The organism is Flavobacterium psychrotolerans, assembly GCF_003097635.1.
GTDB classification, from domain to species: domain Bacteria; phylum Bacteroidota; class Bacteroidia; order Flavobacteriales; family Flavobacteriaceae; genus Flavobacterium; species Flavobacterium psychrotolerans.
Genome location: NZ_QCZI01000011.1, coordinates 72,112 through 95,803, shown reverse-complemented (window position 1 = coordinate 95,803; position 23,692 = coordinate 72,112). Strand labels below are relative to the sequence as shown.

16 protein-coding genes are annotated in these 23,692 nt (G+C 37.3%); 7 read left to right on the top strand and 9 right to left on the bottom strand.

The window, feature by feature from the left end; genetic code table 11:
* The first annotated feature begins 128 nt into the window (after window positions 1-128).
* The gene (locus DB895_RS09805; RefSeq protein ID WP_116725185.1) at window positions 129-704 is read left to right on the top strand and encodes a glutathione peroxidase; all 576 of its coding nucleotides are present in this window, start codon (window positions 129-131) and stop codon (window positions 702-704) included.
* Window positions 705-750: 46 nt separating this feature from the next.
* Here DB895_RS09805 and DB895_RS09800 read toward each other — a convergent pair whose 3' ends face one another.
* Entirely contained in the window at window positions 751-1,248 is a 498-nt protein-coding gene (locus tag DB895_RS09800) for a GNAT family N-acetyltransferase (RefSeq protein ID WP_116725184.1), read from the bottom strand.
* A 121-nt stretch (window positions 1,249-1,369) separates the two neighbouring features.
* Here DB895_RS09800 and menD point away from each other — a divergent pair, with 121 nt between their 5' ends.
* Complete coding sequence (menD, locus tag DB895_RS09795; protein ID WP_116725183.1) at window positions 1,370-3,031, top strand: 2-succinyl-5-enolpyruvyl-6-hydroxy-3-cyclohexene-1-carboxylic-acid synthase; 1,662 nt, start codon at window positions 1,370-1,372, stop codon at window positions 3,029-3,031.
* Between the two features lie 95 nt (window positions 3,032-3,126).
* On the opposite strand, the gene pheT is transcribed toward menD, so the two are convergent.
* On the bottom strand, window positions 3,127-5,547 hold the full coding sequence (pheT, locus tag DB895_RS09790; protein ID WP_116725182.1) for a phenylalanine--tRNA ligase subunit beta: 2,421 nt from the start codon (window positions 5,545-5,547) through the stop codon (window positions 3,127-3,129).
* 263 nt (window positions 5,548-5,810) lie between these two features.
* Here pheT and DB895_RS09785 point away from each other — a divergent pair, with 263 nt between their 5' ends.
* Entirely contained in the window at window positions 5,811-7,316 is a 1,506-nt protein-coding gene (locus DB895_RS09785) for an aldehyde dehydrogenase family protein (protein WP_116725181.1), read from the top strand.
* Window positions 7,317-7,392: 76 nt separating this feature from the next.
* Entirely contained in the window at window positions 7,393-7,767 is a 375-nt protein-coding gene (locus tag DB895_RS09780; RefSeq protein WP_116725180.1) for a DUF779 domain-containing protein, read from the top strand.
* Window positions 7,768-7,769: 2 nt separating this feature from the next.
* Here DB895_RS09780 and DB895_RS09775 read toward each other — a convergent pair whose 3' ends face one another.
* The 6 genes from DB895_RS09775 to recG all read right to left on the bottom strand — a co-directional run bounded on the left by DB895_RS09775 (window position 7,770) and on the right by recG (window position 17,539).
* Window positions 7,770-8,696, bottom strand: a complete 927-nt coding sequence (locus tag DB895_RS09775; protein WP_116725179.1) for an AraC family transcriptional regulator — start codon at window positions 8,694-8,696, stop codon at window positions 7,770-7,772.
* A gap of 75 nt (window positions 8,697-8,771) precedes the next feature.
* Entirely contained in the window at window positions 8,772-9,635 is an 864-nt protein-coding gene (locus DB895_RS09770) for a bestrophin family protein (RefSeq protein ID WP_116725178.1), read from the bottom strand.
* A gap of 29 nt (window positions 9,636-9,664) precedes the next feature.
* The gene (locus DB895_RS09765; protein WP_116725224.1) at window positions 9,665-10,975 is read right to left on the bottom strand and encodes a TolC family protein; all 1,311 of its coding nucleotides are present in this window, start codon (window positions 10,973-10,975) and stop codon (window positions 9,665-9,667) included.
* A gap of 4 nt (window positions 10,976-10,979) precedes the next feature.
* Window positions 10,980-14,162, bottom strand: coding sequence for an efflux RND transporter permease subunit (locus DB895_RS09760; RefSeq protein ID WP_116725177.1), 3,183 nt, complete (start codon window positions 14,160-14,162; stop codon window positions 10,980-10,982).
* 53 nt (window positions 14,163-14,215) lie between these two features.
* Complete coding sequence (locus tag DB895_RS09755) at window positions 14,216-15,274, bottom strand: efflux RND transporter periplasmic adaptor subunit (RefSeq protein ID WP_116725176.1); 1,059 nt, start codon at window positions 15,272-15,274, stop codon at window positions 14,216-14,218.
* A gap of 162 nt (window positions 15,275-15,436) precedes the next feature.
* Window positions 15,437-17,539 (bottom strand): ATP-dependent DNA helicase RecG, encoded by a 2,103-nt coding sequence (gene recG / locus DB895_RS09750; RefSeq protein WP_116725223.1) that lies wholly within the window; start codon window positions 17,537-17,539, stop codon window positions 15,437-15,439.
* 193 nt (window positions 17,540-17,732) lie between these two features.
* Between recG and DB895_RS09745 the strand changes: the two genes are divergently transcribed.
* Window positions 17,733-18,278: a DUF1697 domain-containing protein gene (locus DB895_RS09745; protein WP_116725175.1), complete on the top strand. Its 546-nt coding sequence runs from the start codon at window positions 17,733-17,735 to the stop codon at window positions 18,276-18,278.
* 153 nt (window positions 18,279-18,431) lie between these two features.
* On the top strand, window positions 18,432-20,519 hold the full coding sequence (locus DB895_RS09740) for a M1 family metallopeptidase (RefSeq protein ID WP_116725174.1): 2,088 nt from the start codon (window positions 18,432-18,434) through the stop codon (window positions 20,517-20,519).
* Between the two features lie 158 nt (window positions 20,520-20,677).
* Here the strand turns inward: DB895_RS09740 and DB895_RS09735 are convergent, their stop codons facing one another.
* On the bottom strand, window positions 20,678-21,199 hold the full coding sequence (locus DB895_RS09735; protein WP_116725173.1) for a DUF7935 family protein: 522 nt from the start codon (window positions 21,197-21,199) through the stop codon (window positions 20,678-20,680).
* Between the two features lie 159 nt (window positions 21,200-21,358).
* Here DB895_RS09735 and DB895_RS09730 point away from each other — a divergent pair, with 159 nt between their 5' ends.
* Window positions 21,359-23,692, top strand: a complete 2,334-nt coding sequence (locus tag DB895_RS09730; RefSeq protein WP_116725172.1) for an ATP-dependent helicase — start codon at window positions 21,359-21,361, stop codon at window positions 23,690-23,692.

Sequence of the window (23,692 nt, the reverse complement as noted above, 5' to 3'; positions counted from 1 at the left end):
GTTTTGTTTGTAAGTCCAATGATCCTGTAATCGTTGGACTTTTTTGTAATAAACATTAATAAAACTTTAAGAATTGTATATCCAGCATTAAAATGTATTTTAAGTAATTTTAAAAAAAAATAAACAAAATGAAAAACATATTGATGCTCAGTCTTAGCCTGTTCCTTTTTTGGAATTGCCAAAGTCAAACCAAGAAAAACCAAAACAAATCGAACACAATGGAAAAACAAACGATTTATCAATTTAAAGTCAAAGATTTGTCGGGCAAAGTATTTGATTTTACGGCTTTGAAAGGAAAAAAAGTGATGATTGTAAATACGGCTTCAAAATGTGGAAACACGCCGCAATACGAGGATTTAGAAACGTTGTATGAGAAATACAAATCTAAAAACTTGGTAATTGTTGGTTTTCCGGCTAATAATTTTGGAGCACAAGAACCGGGAACCAATTCGGAAATCGCTTCTTTTTGCCAAAAAAATTATGGGGTAACCTTTCCTATGATGGGCAAGATTTCCGTTAAAGGAAAAGATATGGATAAAGTATACCAATTCTTAACGCAGAAATCTAAAAACGGGGTTCAGGATTCGGAAGTGGAGTGGAACTTTCAGAAATATTTGATTAATGAAAAGGGACAGTTGGATAAAGTGATTGCTCCTCAAGTTTCGCCGAACGACGCGTCAATTGTGAATTGGATTAAAGGATAATTCAGAACTATAAAAATGGAATTCAGCTTAAAACGGAATTCCATTTTTATTTTAAAATAAGCTGCATAAACAGTACATCCAACCATTTTCCAAATTTGAAACCCGCGTCTTTGATTACACCACTTTCAACAAAACCAAACTTTTTGTGAAAGGCAATGCTTCCGGAATTATCTGCGTCAATTGCTCCAATCATGGTACGGTAACCTTGGGCTTTTGCCAATGTGATTAATTCCGTTAAAAGTAATCTGCCAATTCCTTTTCCTGTTGCGTTTGAAGAAACATAAACGGAATGTTCTACAGTGAATTGGTATCCAATTTTTTCCCGAAAAGTTCCATAGGATCCAAAACCAATTACGATTCCATTCATTTCGGCAACGACAACAGGAAAGTGCTTTGATTTTTTATCTTCAAACCATTTTTGTTGCATTTCAAGAGATTGAACATCATAGCTATAATTGGCGGTAGTGTGTAGTATGGAATAGTTTACGATGTCTAAAATTGCAGGTAAATCATTTTGGGTTGCCGGTCTGATTATAATGCTCATTGTCGTTTTTTATTTGTTCATCAAAAGTAGAAAAAGTTTCTGCTTTTTTTGTAAAAATAGAGCAACAGTACATTAAATTTGTTAAGAATAGTTTTTAAATTCCATTAACAATAATTTTATAATGATTTACCCGAAAATTCCTTTAGCACAAAGTATTATTGAAATTTGTTTGGCCAAAGGCGTTACCCAAATTGTAATTTCTCCGGGTTCCAGAAATGCTCCATTAACTATAGGATTTGTTAATAATCCCGGGTTTGAATGCTATAGCATTGCTGATGAGCGTTGCGCCGCATTTTTTGCATTGGGGATGGCACAACAGATGAATAAACCTATAGCTTTAGTTTGCACTTCAGGATCCGCTTTGTTGAATTATTATCCTGCATTTGCAGAAGCTTTTTACAGTCAGATTCCACTGATTGTTATTTCTGCAGACCGACCTTATGATAAAATTGATATCGGCGATGGACAAACGATTCGACAAATGGATGTGTTCCAGAATCACTCTTTATATAATGCAAATCTTGCAGAAGGAGAATCCACAGATAACGATTTTAAAATTAATGAAGCCATTAATATTGCTTTTACCAAAAAAGGGCCTACTCATATCAATGCTCCTTTTGAAGAACCGTTGTATGAAACAGTTTTAAAATTGATGGTCGATCCAACGATCTCCGCTTTTTCCAAGGTGCATAAAGCCATTTCTGTAGATGATATTATTGTGAATACCAATTTGTGGAATTCGGCAAAAAAGAAATTAATTCTTGTAGGAGTAAATGAACCAAATGAAATAGATGAAGAAATCATAAATAGATTAGCCAACGACCCGTCAATAGTGGTCATGACTGAATCGACATCCAACTTACATCATCCAACTTTTCTCAATAACATTGACACTATTATTACTCCATTTAATGAAAAAGATTTTAAAGACTTTCAGCCAGAAATACTCATAACTTTTGGAGGAATGATTGTTTCAAAGCGCATCAAATCTTTTTTGAGAAGCCATAAACCCAAATACCATTGGCACATTGATCCTTTGCGCGCTTATGATACGTATGCCTGTTTTGTAAAACACTTCGAAGCTAGTCCAAATGATTTCTTCAATAGGATATTGCCTTTTACCCAAAATGTAGCAAGCAATTATTTCCAAAAGGGGCAGGCCATAAAAAAGTTTCGTGAAGCCAAACACAAATTGTACTTAGATAAAATCCCATTTTCCGATTTGAAGACTTTTGAAATTATTTCGCCAAGTTTGCCTAAAAATTCAATGTTACAACTCAGCAACAGTTCGGCCATTCGTTACGGGCAATTATTTGATATTGATCCAACTATTTCGGTCTTCAGCAATCGAGGGACAAGCGGTATCGACGGAAGTACGTCTACTGCCATTGGCGCTGCAGTAGGAAGCAATAAACCAACGATTTTAATTACAGGAGATATCGGATTTTTATACGACAGTAATGCGTTGTGGAATGCTTATCTTCCCAAAAATTTTAAAATTATTCTTATCAATAACGGTGGCGGTGGTATTTTTAGGATTTTACCAGGACATATGGAAACCAAAGTGTTCAATACCTTTTTTGAAACGGCTCATTGTTTGACTGCCGAACATTTGGCAAAAATGTACGGTTTGGAATACACCATTGCCAGCGACGAAACGAGTTTGACAAATGCTTTGTCTGCCTTATATGTCCAAAATGAAAAGCCAAGTATTTTAGAAGTTTTCACTCCAACATTACAGAACGATAAAATCTTGTTGCAGTATTTTAAAGAGTTGGTATAAAAGTTTAAAGGGGTGAATTTCTATTTTGAAATTCACCCCTTTAAAAATAAATGGATCTGTTTATGAATTAACAGCTCACGGTTTCATATTGATTATTATCTCAAACTCGCTCCAAGTTCTGCAATGAAATTTTTCTGTAATTTGTTCATTACAGCATCGATTTGCTCGTCTGTCAATGTTTTTGAATTGTCCTGAATAGTGAAACTTAACGCATATGATTTTTTTCCTTCAGGCAAATTTTGCCCTTCATATACATCAAAAAGATTGATGTTTTTCAATAATGATTTTTCTGTTTTTCGGGCAATTTTATAAATCGAATCGAAAGTTATATTTTCATCAATCAGTAAGGCTAAATCTCTTCGAACTTCTGGATATTTAGGAATATCGGTAAACTTAATTTTATTTGAAATGAGTTTTAAAGCTAAACTCCAATTGAAATCAGCAAATAACACCTCTTGTTTAATGTCAAAATTTTTCAGGATTGATTTTTTGACGGTTCCAAATTCGACCAAAGTTTCATCGCCAACGGCCATAGCCATTCCTTCGGCAAAAACATCCGATTTTACCGGTTCACATTTAGTTTTTTCAATACCTAATCGAGAGAGTATGGCATCAATATAGCCTTTAAACAAAAAGAAGTCAGTTGGTTTCTGAGCATTAGTCCAACTTTCCTGGTTGCGATTTCCGGTAATAAATGCTGTTAAATGCTTTTGTTCTTCATAACCGGCGGTGAAATTGTGGTAGGATTTTCCGAATTCGAATAACTTTAACTCGGAATTTTTACGATTGATATTATACGACACCGCTTCCAGACCAGAAAATAATAATGACTGTCTCATTACGGATAAATCATTGCTTAACGGATTTAGAATGATTACGTTATGGGCAGGATCCAGCATTTCCGAAAGGGAAACATATTCGGGTGAAGTCAATGAATTGGCCATCATTTCATGAAATCCTAAGGAATTCAATTGAGTGGCAATTACATTTTGTACTTTGTAGTCTTCTGTTCTGGATGAATTTGAAATCGTTGCATTTAATTTTTTAGTAAAATTGATGTTGTTATAGCCGTAAACCCGAAGAATTTCTTCTATTACATCAATTTCTCTCTGTACGTCAACGCGATACGAAGGGATGGTAAGGCCAAGGCCTGCGTCGCTAACGCTATTTATTTTAATGTCAAGTGAGGCCAAAATCTTTTTGATGATTTCTTTAGGCAATTCTTGTCCAATTAATTTGGCAGTTTTGGCAAAATTTAAAAATACGGGGAAATCCTCAATTTTTTTAGGATAAAGATCAATTAAATCAGATGTAATTTCTCCGCCAGCAACTTCCTGAATCAATAAGGCTGCACGTTTTAATGCGTATTCTGTGATGGATGGATCAACTCCTCTTTCGAATCTGAAAGACGCATCGGTACTCAAAGTATGTCTTTTAGCTGTTTTTCTAATGCTTACAGGGTTGAAATAGGCACTTTCCAAAAAGATATTCGTGGTATTTTCAGTTACTCCTGAATTTTTCCCGCCAAAAACACCTGCAATACACATAGGGCCATTGTCATCACAAATCATTAGATCCTCTTCATGTAAGGTTCTTTCGATATCATCAAGTGTGGTGAATTTTGTTCCCCCAGGGAGTTTTTTCACGACGATTTTACCATTTATTTTTGAGGCATCAAAAGCGTGAAGCGGTTGTCCCAATTCATGTAAAACATAATTGGTAACATCAACAATATTATTCTTAGGGTTTATTCCAATAGATTTCAAGCGGTTCTGTAACCAATCAGGTGAAGCTTTTACCTTAATTCCAGAAATAGTGACGCCACAATAACGCGGGGCTAACTTTGCTTCCTTAATATCGACATCAATTTTCAGTGTCCTTTTGTCTACCCTAAAATTACTTACTGACGGCGTAATTAATTCGACATTGATTCCACTTTGCATTAAACCCGCTCTTAAATCTCTTGCCGTACCAAGATGACTCATGGCATCGGCGCGATTTGGTGTTAAACCGATTTCGAATATTTCGTCATTCTCAATTTTAAAAACCTTAGCAACTGCTGTGCCTGGTTTTAAGGAGCTGTCTAAAATCATGATTCCGTCATGACCGGTTCCAAGACCTAATTCGTCTTCGGCACAAATCATTCCGTTGCTTTCTTGGTCGCGAATTTTTCCTTTTTTTATTTGAAAAGAATTTCCCTCTTTGTCATACAATGTGGTTCCTATGGTGGCAACGGGAACTTTTTGTCCAATAGCTACATTGCTGGCGCCACAAACGATTTGAACCGGAATTCCATCGCCTAAATCAACGGTGGTTACTTTCAATCGATCGGCATTTGGATGCTGTACACAAGTCAGAACATGTCCCACAATAATACCTTCTAAACCTCCTTTTATTGATTGGTATTTTTCGACGATTTCTACTTCCAAACCTAAGTCGGTAAGTAAAGCGGCAGTTTCATCGGATTTCCAGTCTATTTTTATGAATTGTTTTAACCAATTGTAAGAAATTTTCATTTGTCGAATTTAATAAGAATGCAAATATAAGGATTGCAGGTTGGAGTAAGAAACAATTTTTTTTGTTTTTTATTACGATTGATTCCATTTTAGAGGTTCTTGAAATGAGGATTTATTATAATTAAATATAAATTTGTGTGAATATTATAAAAAAATAACGTTAAAAAAACACATATGAAAATTTAATGCTACTTGTTGAATGAATTGTGCTATTCAAATGATGGATAGGGACCTATTTTTGATAAAACAAAATATATAAGAACATGGAGAACATAGTAAAAAGACCTGAATTTAAGGCAACGTATGACAATTATATTGGAGGAAAATTTGTTGCACCCATTGGTGGCCAATATTTTGATGTAGTTTCTCCAATAGATGGGAAAGTGTTTACAAGGGCAGCACATTCAACCAAAGTAGACATCGATTTTGCTGTTGATAAAGCGCATGAAGCTTTTCAAACTTGGGGAAAAACATCCGTTACGGAACGGAGTATATTATTGAACAAAATTGCACAAGTTATAGAAGACAATCTGGAATACATTGCCACGGTTGAAACCATAGATAACGGGAAAGCGATACGGGAAACTTTAGCTGCCGATATCCCTTTGGCAATTGACCATTTCCGATATTTTGCTGGTGTGATTCGTGCCGAAGAAAGTTCTATTGCAGAACTGGATTCGCAAACCGTTTCGATTGCTTTAAGCGAACCTTTGGGAGTAATTGCCCAAATTATTCCTTGGAATTTCCCAATTTTAATGGCTGTTTGGAAACTGGCTCCAGCATTGGCTGCAGGAAATACCGTAGTATTAAAACCGGCTGAAAGTACGCCAATTTCTATTTTAGTATTGATGGAATTGATAGGCGATATTCTTCCTCCGGGAGTTGTAAATATTGTAAATGGTTTTGGTGCTGAACTTGGAAGAGCTTTGGTAACCAATAAAAAAGTGTCAAAAGCCGCATTTACGGGTTCAACACCAACGGGGCGTTTGGTAATGCAATATGCTACCGAAAATATTATTCCAGTGACATTGGAATTGGGTGGGAAATCTCCAAATATTTTCATGAAATCCGTAGGTGATGCTGACGATGAATTTTTTGACAAAGCCATTGAAGGGGCTGTGATGTTTGCCTTAAATCAAGGAGAAATTTGTACGTGTCCTTCCCGATTATTAGTTCATGAGGACATTTATGAAAAATTTATTGCCAAAGTAATCGAAAGAACTATGGCAATCAAATTAGGGAATCCATTGGACAGAACAACCATGATGGGGGCACAAACTTCCTTGGTTCAAAAAGAAAAAATTCTTTCTTATATCAAATTAGGAAAAGAAGAAGGTGCCGAAGTGTTAATTGGTGGTGAAGAAAACCATATGGAAGGTGATATTTCAGGAGGATATTATATCAAACCCACTCTTTTCAAAGGCAATAACAAAATGCGTATTTTTCAAGAAGAAATTTTCGGGCCAGTTTTGGCGGTTACTACTTTCAAAACTATTGAAGAGGCGATTGCTATTGCAAACGATTCGATGTATGGTTTGGGAGCTGGAGTATGGACCCGTGATGCACACGAAATTTATCAGGTTCCAAGAGCTATTCAGGCGGGGCGTGTCTGGATTAATCAATACCATTCCTATCCGGCTGGAGCTCCTTTTGGAGGGTATAAACAATCAGGGATTGGTCGTGAAAATCACAAAATGATGTTGGGACATTACCGTCAAACAAAAAATATGTTGATTTCTTACGACAAAAAGAAATTAGGGTTCTTTTAATAGATTGCTGATTTTGGTTAATGGTAAACCTGACAGATTGTATAATTTGTCAGGTTTTATTTTAAATTTAAAAAAGATGACAAAAAGAATTGTTGCCACAGAAAAAGCAGTAGCATTAATTAAAATATTGCAAGAAAAACACGGTGATTTGATGTTTTATCAAGCGGGAGGATGTTGCGAAGGGACACAGCCACAATGTTTTGAAAAAGGAGGGTTCTATCAACGGTTTGGCGATGTGTGCATCGGTACAATCGAAAACACCGAATTTTGGGTGGACAAGGATTTATTCGAATATTGGAAACATGCGCATTTTACTTTGGATGTAATAGATGCTTTTGGAGTGGGAGGATTCTCTTTGGAAACCCCATTGAAAAAAACATTCCGAATCGAATACCGCATTTTTACACCAAAAGAAGAGCAATCGCTTGAACCTTTAAAATATATTGAATAGATCTAGTGAATTACATACAGCAATTGGTACTGTTTGGGAGTAATTCCTTCGTGTTTTTTGAACAATCGAATGAAATAATTAGAATCTTCAAATCCCGATAAATGGCACACTTCATTAATTTGTATCGTAGGATTTTTGAGTAATTGTTTGGCGCACCTTATTTTTTCGCTAATGACAAATTCTATCGGGCTCATGCCTAATTCTCTTCTGAAAAGTCTGTAGAATGAAGTGGTACTCATACACGCTTTTTCGCTCAAATGTTTCATACTGATGTTTTCCTTCAAGTTCAATCGTATGAATTCTACCACTTGCGTAATAGGATTTTGGGGATCCGTGAATAAACCGTCATCAATGGCTTTTGCGGTTTGGGTTTGAATAATTCGAATCAATAATTCCTGCAAAGTCAAATCGGCTAAGGCATCTTTAGTGATGGAAGTGCTCATGCATTCTTTTATCAATTTGTTAATGGTTGATGCCAATTCCACATTATTATAAAAAAAATAGTTTTGGTAATTCAATTGCCAAAATTGGGAATTTCCTTCTTTGGGATAGCGTTCGTTTAAAAAATGCAGGGTATCGGTAATTTTTTTTTTGTCAATCGCCAAAGCCAAACATTGTGTCGGATTGTTTCTTGAAGCATCAGGGAAATCGATTTTCATTTCCACATTTGAAGGAATAACTACCGTTTCGCCAGGCAAATAATCAAAACTTGGATCGTCAAAAAGATGCATTATCTTTTTACCTCTTAACATGCTGGTGACCACAAAATCATTGAATTTCAAGGGCACTAATGCGGAAGATTCATAGGTTTCGAACAGATTGAGTTCACAATGGTTTAGAGAGTAAACGGTTCTGTTTTCAACCAATGTTTTTAACGATTTCTCGTTCGATAATTGCGGTGGATTAATAAAAGCACGATTGCCATTCATAGTTTTAAACTTTAAAAAAAATAGAGTTTAAATCTAATAAAAATTATGGCATGTAGCACATTGATTATGAAATTTTTAAATTAATTCCTCTACATGTTTTTTTATGTTTTCCGCAATTTTATGGGTAGGTAAATCATTTTCATCAGTTCCAAAAGGATCCTCAATTTCTTCTGCAATTAATTCTAAACTGGCTAATACATAAAAAATAAAAACCACAACAGGAACCACATAATAGCCCAAACTAAAAGAGTAGCCAAAAGGTAAAGTCATCACGTAAAAGAAGATGAATTTTTTTAGGAAAGCACTGTAGGAATAGGGAATGGGAGTGTTTTTGATTCGCTCACAAGCACCACAAATTTCGGTAAAGGATTGTGCTTCGGCATTCAAAATAATCAATTGATCCCCTGTTATTTTCTTTGAAACGTATAAATCGTTTATTTTTTGAAACAACATTTTAGCTGCCTGATTGGGTTTGTGTTTGTGATGGTCAATTTCTAAATCTACATCTTCAAACAATTGTTTGCTCGTATCGGTATCATTCAGATGTTTGTGTAAAATCGAAGCGTAACTTGGAATCATTTTTCTGAAATAATTTCGATCTTTTTCATCCTGTAGGATTACGGATAATTTGATGGCAAAATTCCGACTGTTATTCACTAATGCACCCCACATTTTGCGCCCTTCCCACCACCGATCATAAGCCGTATTGGTCCTGAAAACGAGCAATAACGAAATTACAAAACCCAACATGCCGTGCATGATCGTGATGTTTTTTACATAACTGTCGTCGGATAATTTCCAATATTCGACTTCCATATACCCAATAATTCCAGAATAAGCGCCAATGGCAAGCATGATTGGAAATAAGGTTCTAAAGGTATCGGCTTTATGGAACCGAAAGATAAAAGTAAACCAGTCCTTTGTATTGTATGAAATCATTTTGGCTAAATTTTTCCTGCAAATTTAAATTAAAAATTAAGATTTCCAGCCAATTCTTTCAATGCTATTTCCGATAATTTGGCTTGAAATTTGGCATTGCTGTAGCGTACTTTTGCGTTGACATAATTCAATTGTGCCGTTCTAAATTCTAGAGTAGTGATGGTTCCAATTCGGAATTTATCCAAGGTAATATTTAGATTTTGTTTGGCTATAGCCTCATTTTTTTCTTCCAGATCAATCAATTCTAAATTGGTTAAATACGTTTGATAGGAAATCGCCAATTGGGAATGTAGGGCAAGATTTTGTTGATAAATTGCAATTTTTGAATTGTCAATTTGAATTTGGCTAATTTTCTCGTTTCGATTTTGTGCAAATCCATCGAACAAATTCAATGTTGCACTAAAGCCATAATTCAACCCTCTGGCGGAAGATTGCGTTGTAAAACCAAGACCGGAATGACTTTCAGAAAAATTATAACCGGTATTTACTTTTACCGTCGGGTAACGCGCCGCTTTAATTTGTTTTAGCTGCAACTCGGCAACGTCTTTATTTAGGATTTGAGTCTCTAATTGTGGATTCTGCTTTTCTGCTAATGCGCTTATTTCCGGAAGTAATAATTTAGTGTCAACTTCAATAGTATCAGCTACTTTAAAATCAATTTTGGCATCCCTAGCAAGTACCTGATTCAATAAAATTTTAGTATTGGCAAACATTTCTTTCTGTCTCAACAACGCTACTTTGTCAGTATTTAAATCCACTTGTGCGTTTAAAACTTCCAGTTTGGAGGCTTTCCCAATCGTAAATCGATTTTGTGCCAATGCCAATCGTTGGTTTGAAATGACTATTGTAGAATCCAAAGCCACCAATTGCTGTTGTTGCTGTACCAAATCAAAATAGGTGGCATTGACATCGGATATTTTTGTGATTAAAGTCAGTTTTAACTGGGCTTCCCCTAATTTTTGTAACTGTTTCAATTGATCCATTTTTGCAAACATTTTGAATCCGTCAAAAACAGTCCAATCTAAACCCACGCCGTAATTCAACGTACTGCTTTTAGCATTATCCAGTTTTGTAACGGTTCCGTCAGCTCTGGTTTGAGAGAGATTTTGGATGCCATTGTTATCAACAATCGTGGCGGCAAGCTTAGGCAACATTCCGGCATTTCCAGATGTGACATTGGTTTTGTCAATCAATAAATTGTTCGATGCAATTTTGATTTCATAATTGTTTTCTAAAGCAGTTTTTACGGCATCTTCAAGCGTTAATATTTCTTGAGCATCTATTTTTAAAATGCAACAGAAAAATATAACCAGACTTTTAAATAAATTTTTTGAATTCATCATGCTACTTATTTTCTTTTTTTTCTGAGGAAAATGTTTGTTTTCCAAGGGTTTCAGGAATTGCATTTTCTATAATAGCGATAGGAACGCCTTTTTTTATGCTGGATTCATATTCTTCAATATGATCAAATTCGGGATAATGTTTTCGGGCTTTCGACCACATTAAATACATGGCCGGAATGACGAATAAGGTCAAGACCAAAGAGAAAATCGTTCCGCCTACAATAACAACCCCCATCCCAATTCTGCTGGTGGAAGCGGCTCCAAGCGACAGTGCAATTGGTAATGCCCCAAGCGAAATCGCTAAACTGGTCATCAATATAGGTCGAAGTCGGGCTTCTGCAGCTTCTAAAATAGCCTCTAATTTTGGCTTGCCCTGTTCCCGCAATTGGTTGGCAAATTCTACAATTAAAATTCCATTTTTAGTTACTAATCCAATCAGCATAACGGTTCCAATTTGGCTAAAAATATTCCATGTTTGGTCGAACAACCACAAGGAAAACAAGGCTCCGGCAACGGCCATTGGCACTGTCAGGATGATAATTAACGGGTCGATAAAACTTTCAAATTGTGCCGCCAGAATTAAAAATATTAGGACTAAAGCCAAGCCAAAGGCAAAAGTGGTATTGGAACTGCTTTCGACAAAATCTCGGGATTCACCCCCCAAATCGGTCGTAAAGGTATCATCTAAAACTTTGGCTTTGATCTCATTCATGGCATTAATTCCGTCGCTTATGCTTTTTCCGGGAGCCAATCCGGCAGAAACGGTGGCCGACATATACCGGTTATTATGGTACAATTGTGGGGGATTGCTTTGTTCTTCTATCGTCACGACATTATCCATTTGGATTAATTCGCCTTTATTATTTTTGACAAACATCGAAGTCAAATCCAATGGTTTGGAACGGTCTTTTTGGTCAAATTGCCCTATAACTTGGTATTGTTTTCCATTCCGGATGAAATAACCAAACCGTTGCCCACTCAGTGAAAGTTGTAAGGTTTGCGCAATATCAATGACAGAAATGCCCAGACTTTCGGCTTTTTCCCGGTTAATGGTTACATTGATTTCCGGCTTATTGAATTTTAAATTCACATCTGTTACGGCAAAAGTGGGATTGCTAGCCGCTTCTTCCATAAACAATGGAATTTTTTCTTGCAGTTTTTTAAAATTCGGCGCCTGAATAATGTATTGTATGGGTAAACCGCCTCTTCTATTAACGGCAATTGTAGGTTGTTCTACGACAGATGTTTTAGCTTCGGGATATTTCTTGGTCCATTTGGTCAGTTTTTCGGCAATTTCTTTTTGGGAACGATTTCTTTCATCAGGTTCAGATAATGCAATTCGGATTCGGCCACTATTTACCGTTGACGCACCAAAACCAGGGGAAGTTATAATTAATGCTACTTTTTTTTCTGGAATGGAATCGTCAATTAATGCTGAAATCTCCTGCATGAATCGGTCTGTATAATCATAGGAGGAACCTTCGGGTGTCGTGATGCTCATTGTTAAAGCACTTCGGTCATCATAAGGCGCAGTTTCTTTTTGCAAAACATTAAAAAACAGGTAAATCAATCCGAAACAAGCAATTAAAATGGGAAAACTCAACCATTTTTTTTTCATGAAACGATGTAAAGCTTCAGCATAACCGCTATTCAGTTTTTGAAAATAGGGTTCCGTTTTAATATAGAAATTTGATTTTTTTTGTTGGCCCCCTTTCATTAAATAGGCGTTCAACATGGGTGTTAAAGTCAGTGATACAAAGGCAGAAATTAATACAGCGGCCCCAATGACGACCCCAAATTCCCGGAACAATCGCCCAACAAAACCTTCCAGAAATATCACAGGCAGGAACACCGCGGCCAAGGTAATGGAAATGGAAATTACTGCAAAAAAGATTTCGTTAGAGCCTTTAATTGCTGCCTCAATGGGTGACATTCCTTCTTCTACTTTCTTAAAAATATTTTCGGTGACTACAATTCCGTCGTCAACAACCAATCCCGTTGCTAAAACGATGGCCAATAAAGTCAATACATTGATGGAGAACCCAAAAAGCCACATGATAAAAAAGGTTGCAATCAAGGAAACGGGGATGTCAATTAATGGCCTGAAGGCTATTGCCCAATCCCTAAAAAACAAATAAATAATCAAAATCACCAGCAGCAATGAAATTCCCAATGTTTCCGCAACTTCAATCACTGATTTTTTTACAAAAACCGTACTGTCAATGGCGATGTTGAGTTGGATATCTTTTGGTAAATCCTTTTTCAGCAATTCGAATTCTTTGTAAAACGCTTTAGAAATATCAAGATAATTTGCTCCGGGAAGAGGTACAATAGCAACGCCAACGAGGGGTAAACCCGATTGGGTCATCTTGGTTTCTAAATTTTCCGGTCCAAGAGCCGCATTTCCAACATCGCTAAAACGAACCACTTTTTCACCGTCCGTCCGAATGATGATTGCGTTGAATTCTTCAGGTTTGGATAGATTTCCAACGGTTTTTACCGTCAATTCGGTATTGTTTCCCGTTAATTTTCCCGAAGGCAATTCAACGTTTTGTTTGTTCAACGCATCCCGAACTTCAGAAACGGTACAGCCATACGCCGCCAATTTTATGGGGTCAATCCACAAACGCATGGCGTATTTTTTTTGACCCCAGATCTGGACCCCACTAACACCCGGAATGGTTTCTAAGCGTTGCGAAATGACGTTTTCGGCATAATCACTGAGTTCCAAGGCACTTTTCGTATCGCTTTGTACTGTCATCGAAATGATAGCCTCACCGTTAGCGTCCGCTTTGGAAACCACTGGTGGCGCATCAATATCTTTTGGTAAACTCCGAACGGCCTGCGAAACTTTGTCCCGAACATCGTTAGCCGCTTCCTCCAAATTTTTATCCAAATTAAATTCGATGGTAATGTTGCTACTTCCTTGAATGCTGGAGGACGTGACATTTCGAATTCCATCTATAGAATTAATGGCTTTTTCCAAGGGTTCGGTAATTTGTGCCTCGATAATATCAGAATTAGCTCCAGCATAATTTGTTCGAATGGAAACCTGAGCCGGATCAATAGAAGGGAATTCCCGAACGCCAAGAAAGGTATAGCCTAAGCCTCCGAATAAAACAATCGCCAAATTAATGACAATGGTAAATACAGGCCTTCTTATGCTTAAAGTGGATAAACTCATAGAGATTTTTGATTTTAGATTGGGATTTTAGATTTGAGAAATCACAATCCAATCTAGTTAACTTTTACTTTTACGGGGGCGTCATCTTTTAGAGACATAACACCACTCGTCAACACGGTATCTCCCGGTTTTAGTCCCGATAAAACTAAGATGGAAGCGTCGGTTCTGGTTGCTGTTTCCACCATCACTTCTTTTGCTTTCCCTTTATTAGTTATAAAAACTTTCTTGCCTCCCTGAACAGGAATGATGGCCTCCGTTGGAACCACAAGGGCATCCTTAATAATATCTAAAGGCAATTCTACATTAGCAAAAGTGCCGGGCAAGAGTTTTCCGTCTTTGTTTTCCGCAATGGCACGAACCTGTAACGTTCTGGTTGCCGTTGCTACAGCAGGTTCTATGGCATATATTGTGGCAAGGTATTTTTGGGTTGACCCCGATATCGTAAAACTTAAATTGGAATTCGTTTTTACTTGAAAGGTATATTTTTCAGGAATAGAAAAGGTAATTTTTAGTTTGTCGGTGTTTACCAATTGGGACACTAAAATACTTGGCGTGATATACGTCCCCGGCGAAATGGAGCGCAATCCGATTTTTCCCGAAAACGCCGCCCTTACAGAAGTTTTCCCTATTTGAGCGCTAATGAGTTGACTTTGCGCTTGCGCTGATTTTAAATCGGCACGGGCAATATCATATTCTTCTTGGCTGATGGCTTCTTTTTGAAGTAAAAGTTTGGCTCTTCTTTCATTTTCAAAGGCCAATCCTTCTTTCGTTTTGGCTTGCCCCAATTGCGCCCTCAATTCTATATCGTTGACTTTAAAAAGCAATTGCCCCTTGGTTACGTTGCTTCCTTCTTGAAAATTGATGCTTTCGACAATTCCGGAAACTTCAGAACGAATTTCCACTTGTTCGTTAGCTTCAATAGAGCCCGATAGAGAAAGGATATTGTCAAATGTTTGCGGTTTTACTACCATTCCGCTTACAGTCATGGTTTTTCCTTTTCCACCTTTGTCTTTAGAATCGTCGTTTTTGTTCTGGTTTTGAACAATTCGGTAGGCGATAAAACCACCCATTCCTATAAATAGTAAGATATAAACGATGTGCTTAACTTTCATTTGTTAGATTTTATTGTTTTTAAGTAAAATGGATTTGCCAGAATGGAGCAATTTTACTTATTTTTTAAAGTTTTACAAATTTAGTGTATAGATTTGGGAAAGTTTTGTAAGTTAAATTTTATTTAACTCTAATTTGTTCAAAAAGGGATTTTACTACGAAATTTAACTAATGTAATTCCAGATATTTTTCTTTTTACAGAGCTCCATAAAAACGGCTCTTAAAGTGGCGTGTTCCGGTTTTATTAAGGGTGCATCGTCCTTTAAAATTTTGACGGCATAGTTTCGTGCCAGTTGCAAAATATCCCGATCCCGAACAATGTCGGCAATCTGCAGATTCAAAACGCCGCTTTGTTGGGTACCCATTAAATCGCCGGGGCCACGCAATTTCAAATCCACTTCGGCAATTTCGAAACCGTCGTTCGTGCGAACCATCGTTTCCATTCGGGTTTTACTGTCATTAGACAATTTGTGGGAAGTCATCAAAATGCAATAACTCTGTTCGGCACCACGACCCACGCGACCCCGCAATTGGTGCAGTTGGGACAAGCCGAAACGTTCCGCACTTTCTATAATCATCACACTGGCATTGGGAATATTCACGCCCACTTCAATCACGGTAGTGGCCACCATTATATTGGTTTTTCCTTCTGAAAATCGTTTCATTTCCGCATCCTTATCGGCAGGTTTCATTTTGCCGTGCAGGATAGAAATGGCATATTGTGGTAACGGAAAATCACGCGATATGCTTTCGTAGCCATCCATCAAATCCTTGAAATCCATTTTTTCCGATTCCTGAATTAATGGATAAACAATATAAATTTGCCTTCCCAAAGCAATTTCATCCCGAATAAATTTCCACACTTTCAGTCGGTTGCTGTCAAATCGATGCACCGTTTGAATGGGTTTTCGTCCCGGTGGCAATTCGTCAATCACGGAAATGTCTAAATCGCCATACAAACTCATGGCTAAAGTCCTCGGAATAGGGGTGGCGGTCATGACCAAAACATGGGGCGGAATATCGTTTTTTTTCCAGAGTTTAGAACGTTGCTCCACGCCAAAACGGTGTTGTTCGTCTATAATGGCCAAGCCTAAATTTTGGAATTTCACCTTGTCTTCCAGTAGCGCATGCGTGCCAATAATGATGTGCAAACTGCCGTTTTCCAGTTCCTCGTGAATGATTTTACGTTGGGCTGTTTTAGTGGAACCCGTTAATATTTTGATGTTGATATTCAAAGCCTGAGCCAGTTCCGACAATCCTATAAAATGTTGGTTCGCCAAAATTTCCGTGGGTGCCATCAAACAGGATTGAAATCCATTGTCCAAAGCCAAAAGCATGCTCATAAAAGCAACGATGGTTTTCCCCGAACCTACATCGCCTTGCAGCAGTCGGTTCATTTGGGCGGGATTTCCCATGTCGTTTCTAATTTCTTTGAGCACTCGTTTTTGCGCATTTGTCAAGTCGAAAGGCAAATGGTTTTGGAAGAAATTATTGAAATTTTCGCCTACAATGGTAAACGGATGTCCCTTGATTTTATGTTTCCGAATCAGGTTTTTGGTGATCAATTGCAGTTGGATAAAGAACAGTTCTTCAAACTTCAATCTAAATTGGGCTTTCGCCAAAGCTTCGGCACTTTTAGGAAAATGAATATTGAATAAAGCTGATTTTTTGGGCATCAGTTTCAGTTCGTCAATCAGATAATTGGGCAAGGTTTCCGTAAACTGATCTTGGGTTTCCAGAAACAATTGCTGCATCATTTTATTAATTGTCCTATTGGAAATGCCCCGATTCGTCAGGATTTCCGTCGAAGGATAAACGGGTTGCAGGGCAGAGCGCAAGCTTTGTTCATGTTCGCTTAGCAATTCTATTTCGGGATGCGCCATGTTGAAAACGCTGTTGAACGACGTGCATTTTCCGAAAATCACAATGGGAACATTCAACTGTAAACTTTCCCGAATCCATTTGTGGCCTTGAAACCAAACCAGTTCCATTTGACCCGTATCATCCACGAAAGTGGCGACCAAGCGTTTGCCTCGTTTTTGTTCTACGGTTTTAATGTTAATGATTTTGCCAATGAGTTGCACCTCGGCGGCATTGTTCTGCAATTCGTTAATCTTATAATACCGCGTTCGGTCAATGTACCTATTGGGGAAAAAATTAACCAAATCCCCGTACTTGTGAATCCCCAATTCCTTGCGGAGCAATTCGCCCCGATTGGGACCAACGCCTTTGAGGTATTCTATGGGAGTTTGGAGGAGATTACTCATTTGTTGCAGTTCAACATTCAAAATTCGTTGTTCAAAATTCAACCTTTTAAAGATTGAATTATTGCGTGAGCGAAGATAGTTTTTAATTGGGAAATTCGGAAATGGGAAAATTTGAAAAATGGAGCCCTCAGAAAAATTAATTCAAAAATATACTCCAAACGCAATATCTTTGAAAAAATAAAAAGAATAATAAATGACAACCCATCTCGCGCTCCTTCGGGGCATCAATGTTTCTGGACACAACATGATAAAAATGGAGGCGCTGAAAACTACTTTAGAAGCCATTGGTTTTCAAAACGTGCATACCTACATCCAATCGGGAAATGTTTTTGTGGATTCCGACGAGGTTAATCCCGCCAAAGTAGGGTTTCTCATCAAGCAGGAAATTTTTAAGGTTTTTGGTCATGAAGTCCCCGTTGTGGTTATTGGCAGGGAAGATTTGGAAGCCTGTTTCAGGAACAATCCTTTTTTGAAGGAAGCGGCTATTGACACCAAGAAATTATACGTGGCTTTTGTTTCCGCGGCCTTGCGGAGCGACAGCATCAACGATTTAAAAATAAGCCAATTCAAACCCGATGAAGCCAGCATAGACGCCAGCAGAATTTACATTAAATATGTCATTGGCGCAGGAAAAACGAGGTTTGACCAAAAATATATCGAGAAAAAGTTGAACGTGACGGCCACCATTCGCAATTGGAACACGGTGATGCAATTGTTGAAAATGTATGGGGAAAGGTAATCGGTAAACTATTTTGCGTTTCTATCGGATATTCAGCTTTTGAACTAAAATTAATTCCTTAGTTTTACATATGGCATTGTTTAAAAACAAGAACACAATTGAATAGAATCGGCTAAAAAATAGGAATACAAATTCCATAAATGCTATTTAAATATGAAATACTTCTTTGTAATGTTCCTCTCCTCGTTCGCCTTTGCGCAACAAACCCAATCGGTGGATTTTAAAACCATCCATGCCAACCTTGAAATTAACCCCATAAAACGGAATGTAGTTGGGAAATGCGAATATACTTTTGAAGTCAAAAACAAAATTGATACTATCCGGATTGATGCACAAAAAATGGTGTTTTCCAATGTGAAAATAAACGGAACGGGCGTAAAATTTACTGAGAACAAAAAGCAGCTATTGCTATATAAAGGGTTTAAAAAAGGCGAAAATACCCTGACATTCAATTATGAGGCTTTTCCAACCCAAGCGATGTATTTCGTAAACTGGGATTTCTCTAAGGAAATAGATACACCAGAAGAGGTGCAAGGTCAAATTTGGACTCAAGGACAGGGTAAATATACCAGCAATTGGTTGCCGAGTTTTGACGACGTGAATGAAAAAGCGGTTTTCAGTTTGAGCATTACGTTCCAAAAAAGTTTTGAGGTGGTGTCTAACGGGAATCTCATTAAGAAAACCGAAAAAGGGGATGAAATATGTTGGCAATACCAGATGACAAAGCCCATGAGCAGTTATTTGGCGATGGTAGCCATTGGTCATTTTAAGAAATATCAGGAAAAGGCAGTCTCTGCAATCGTGCTGGAGGATTATTATGAAAAAGAGGATTCCAGCAAAGTAGAACCCACTTACAGAGATAGCAAAAAAATATTTGATTTTTTGGAAAAAGAAATCGGAGTTCCTTATCCTTGGGGGATATACCGTCAAATTCCGGTTCGGGATTTTCTGTATGCAGGAATGGAAAACACGACTTCTACATTATTTACCAGAGATTTTGTGGTGGATAGCGTAGGGTATAACGACCGCAATTATCTCAATATTAATGCCCACGAACTGGCGCATCAGTGGTTTGGTAATTTGGTTACGGCTCAATCCGGGAAAGAACATTGGTTGCAGGAAGGGTTTGCTACATACTACGCATTATTGGCTGAAAGGGAAGTTTTTGGGGAGGATTATTTTTACAATAAATTATATACCACTTCGCAACAAATCAAGGAAGCTTCTAAGAAAGATTTAATTCCAATATTAAACGAAAAGGCGAGTTCATTATCGTTTTACCAAAAGGGGGCTTGGGCTTTGCATGTTTTGCATGAGGCTTTGGGGCAGGAAAAATTCAATTTGGCGATAAAAAATTATTTGACAAAATATGCCTATCAAAATGTAACTACCGATACTTTCTTGTTAGAAATCAGTTTGGTTTCCGATTATGACACTAAATCTTTTCGTGAAAGATGGTTAGAGCAAACGGCATTCCCTGAAGCAGAAGTAAATGCTATCTTACAAAAAAATGATTTTATCAAGCAATACATTGTACTTCGGGATACGCCTTTAGACATTGTAAAAGATAAAGAACAAATCATTAACATCATGAAGAGTGATGCCTATTATCCTATAAAGGAATTGTTGGTTTACCAAACGGTATCATTTCCTTTTGAGTCTAAAGAATCAATATTGTGGGCGGCTTTGAATACAAAAGATTGGAATGTAAGGAGAGCGGTGGCTTTAAGTCTAACAACCATTCCAGAAAGTTTTAGATTAGAATATGAATCGTTGCTGAATGACAAATCATATGAAACACAGGAAATTGCGTTATTCAATTTGTGGAAACTCTTTCCGGAACATCAAAAAAGATATGTTGAGTTATCAAAGGATTGGGTGGGCTTTCAGGATAAAAATTTAAAACTGCAACATCTTTCTTTGGCTTTTTTGACAACTCGAGATAAGGAAGAAAAACTGGAAGCCTATCATGAATTGTTGGCATACACAGGAACAAATTATGATTCTGGCTTACAACAAAGCGCCTTGGAAAAATTACTGAGTTTAAAAATCTATAATGAAGACATGTTTAGAAGTCTGATTTATGGAATGGGAAGTCACCGTTGGCAATTTGTCAAATTTTCTAAAGACACCATTAGAAAGCTTTTGAAAGAGCAAAAGCACAGGGATGTTTTTATTAGAATCCGTGCAGAATTGCCCCTTCGGGAGAAAACGCAACTGCAAAGGTTATTAGAGGAATAAACAAGGCAATCGATTCTGGAAATAGTCTTAATTCATGTTGGTATTTTTCATGAATGGTTGGGAATAAAAGTGAAATTGATATTAATTTTGGAATTATGGTAAGAGTTTGATTTTTTTTATAAAGGCGCGTTTCCATTTTTTAATAAATACATGCATTTCTAAAATAGCATTCCAACTTCATTTTTTAAATAGCTTAAAGCGGCACTACTAGGAGTTTGTTTTTCCATCAAATCACTTAAAATAACTTCGCGCAATTTATCTGCATCCTCCACACGCTCGCTCATGTTGGCTTTTCGGATCATTTGAATTGTGGCATTTTTTGCTGTAACAATAATGGTCCAACATTCATCAGACATGTAAATTTGTTGGGTTAAATTGTGTTCAAATTCCTGTTCAATTTGGGCAATAATGTAATTCTCATAATCGTTTTTATTGGATGAAATTGGGGAAATACGAGTCAATAATTTAGTAGGACTAATGCGTTCTAAAAATAAGGCCATGCGTTCAAAAGCTTGCAAACGCAAAGGTAAGGCATTTTTCTGGGCTTCTTTATTCAATAAATAACGGCGTCTTCCTTCTTCATTTTTGGTATGTAAATCAAAAAAATAGTAAGCAACTGCTCCTGTAATCAAAGACGGTAAAGTATAGGCAAGTAATTCAATCAATTTTGTGGTATCCATGGTTGTCAATTAAAAAATTATTTTGTCAAAAGTAGGCTATTTTCTAATGTACTGCAAGGTCAAAATTTTCATTTTAGGTGTTAATAATTCACATAAATTCGGGTCAAATATTCTGCCATTAAATGCCTATTTTTGCATATAAATTTGATACTACTGAAAATGCAAAAATACATTAGCCAACTTAACGAAGCACAGCAGGAACCCGTACTCCAAAAAGACGGACCCATGATTATTATAGCTGGCGCTGGTTCGGGAAAAACGCGGGTACTAACCATTAGAATTGCCTATTTGATGAGTTTAGGTGTGGACGCGTTCAGTATTTTGGCACTGACATTTACCAACAAGGCGGCTCGTGAAATGAAAAAGCGTATCTCCGATATTGTGGGTGCCAGTGAAGCTAAAAACCTTTGGATGGGAACTTTTCACTCTGTTTTTGCCCGTATTCTTCGTTCGGAAGCAGACAAATTAGGGTACCCTTCTAATTTTACAATTTATGATACGCAGGATAGCGTTCGATTGATTTCTGCTGTCATAAAGGAAATGCAATTAGACAAAGATATTTATAAACCAAAACAAATTTTAAGCCGAATTTCTTCTTATAAAAACAGCCTGATAACGGTAAAAGCCTATTTCAATAATCCCGAATTGCAAGAAGCCGACGCCATGGCTAAAAAACCTCGTATGGGAGAAATTTATCAAAATTATGTAGAGCGTTGTTTCAAAGCAGGCGCTATGGATTTTGATGATTTGTTGCTAAAAACCAATGAGTTGTTGAATCGTTTTCCTGATGTTTTGGCGAAATACCAGGACCGTTTCAGATACATTTTGGTTGATGAGTACCAAGATACCAACCATTCCCAATATTTGATTGTTCGCGCCTTGTCCGACAGGTTCCAAAACATATGTGTCGTTGGTGATGATGCCCAAAGTATTTATGCTTTTCGAGGGGCGAATATCAATAATATCTTGAATTTTCAGAAAGATTACGAAGGAGTAAAAACTTATCGATTGGAACAAAATTACCGTTCAACTAAAAATATTGTGGAAGCGGCGAATTCGATTATCGACAAAAATAAAACCAAATTAGATAAAGTCGTTTGGACGGCAAATGATTTTGGAAACAAAATAAAAGTGCATCGAAGCGTCACCGATAGCGAAGAAGGGCGATTTGTAGCCAGCACGATTTGGGAACAAAAAATGCAAAATCAAATGATGAATGGTCATTTTGCTATTTTGTATCGTACCAATGCCCAATCCCGTGCGATGGAAGATGCGCTGAGAAAACGTGACATTCCGTATCGAATTTACGGTGGTTTGTCGTTTTATCAACGTAAGGAAATTAAAGATGTTTTATGTTATTTGCGATTGGTGATTAACCCGAAAGACGAAGAAGCACTGATTCGCGTAATCAATTATCCAGCAAGGGGAATTGGAGATACTACCGTCGAGAAGTTGACTATTGCAGCCAATCATTATAAGCGGTCTATTTTTGAAGTGATGCAAAACATCGATAAAATAGATTTGAAATTGAATTCGGGAACAAAACAAAGATTGCAGGATTTTGTGACGATGATTCAGAGTTTTCAGGTAATTAATGAGAATCAAGATGCTTTTTATTTGGCCGATCATGTTTCTAAAAAAACAGGATTGGTTCAGGAATTAAAGAAAGATGCTACACCTGAAGGAATTGCTAAAATTCAGAATATTGAAGAGCTTCTAAACGGTATTAAAGATTTTACCGAAGGCCAAAAAGAAATTGATGGCGCTCGTGGAGCCTTGTCTGAGTTTATGGAAGATGTAGCCTTAGCAACCGATTTAGATAAAGATACTTCTGATGAAGATCGTGTTGCTTTAATGACGATACATTTGGCCAAGGGGTTGGAGTTTCCGTATGTTTTTGTGGTGGGAATGGAAGAGGATTTGTTTCCGAGCGCCATGAGTATGAGCACTCGTAGCGAACTGGAAGAAGAGCGTCGATTGTTTTATGTTGCCTTGACTCGTGCCGAAAAGCAAGCCTATTTGACCTATGCACAATCGCGTTACCGCTGGGGAAAATTAACGGATAGTGAACCTTCCCGTTTTATTGAAGAAATTAATGGCGAATATCTGGAATATCTTACGGCAGAGGAAACAAATTATCGGTATAAGCCCATGATCGATAATGATATTTTTGGTGATGTCGATAAATCGAAACTGCGATTGGCAAAACCAATAGGAGGGACTCCTCCAAAATATATTACTGATAACGAACCAAAATCGGATATTAATGTTCGGAAACTGAAACCGGTTTCCAGCAATGCGGCTTCGGGAACGGCGAATTTATTTGACAACAAACTCACCTTAGGAAATGTGGTGATGCACGAACGTTTTGGGAAAGGCGAAGTCATTAATCTTGAAGGAGTTGGAGCCGACAAAAAAGCGGAAATCAAATTTGAAGTTGGCGGAATCAAGAAGTTGTTGTTGCGATTTGCGAAATTGGATGTGATAGGTTGA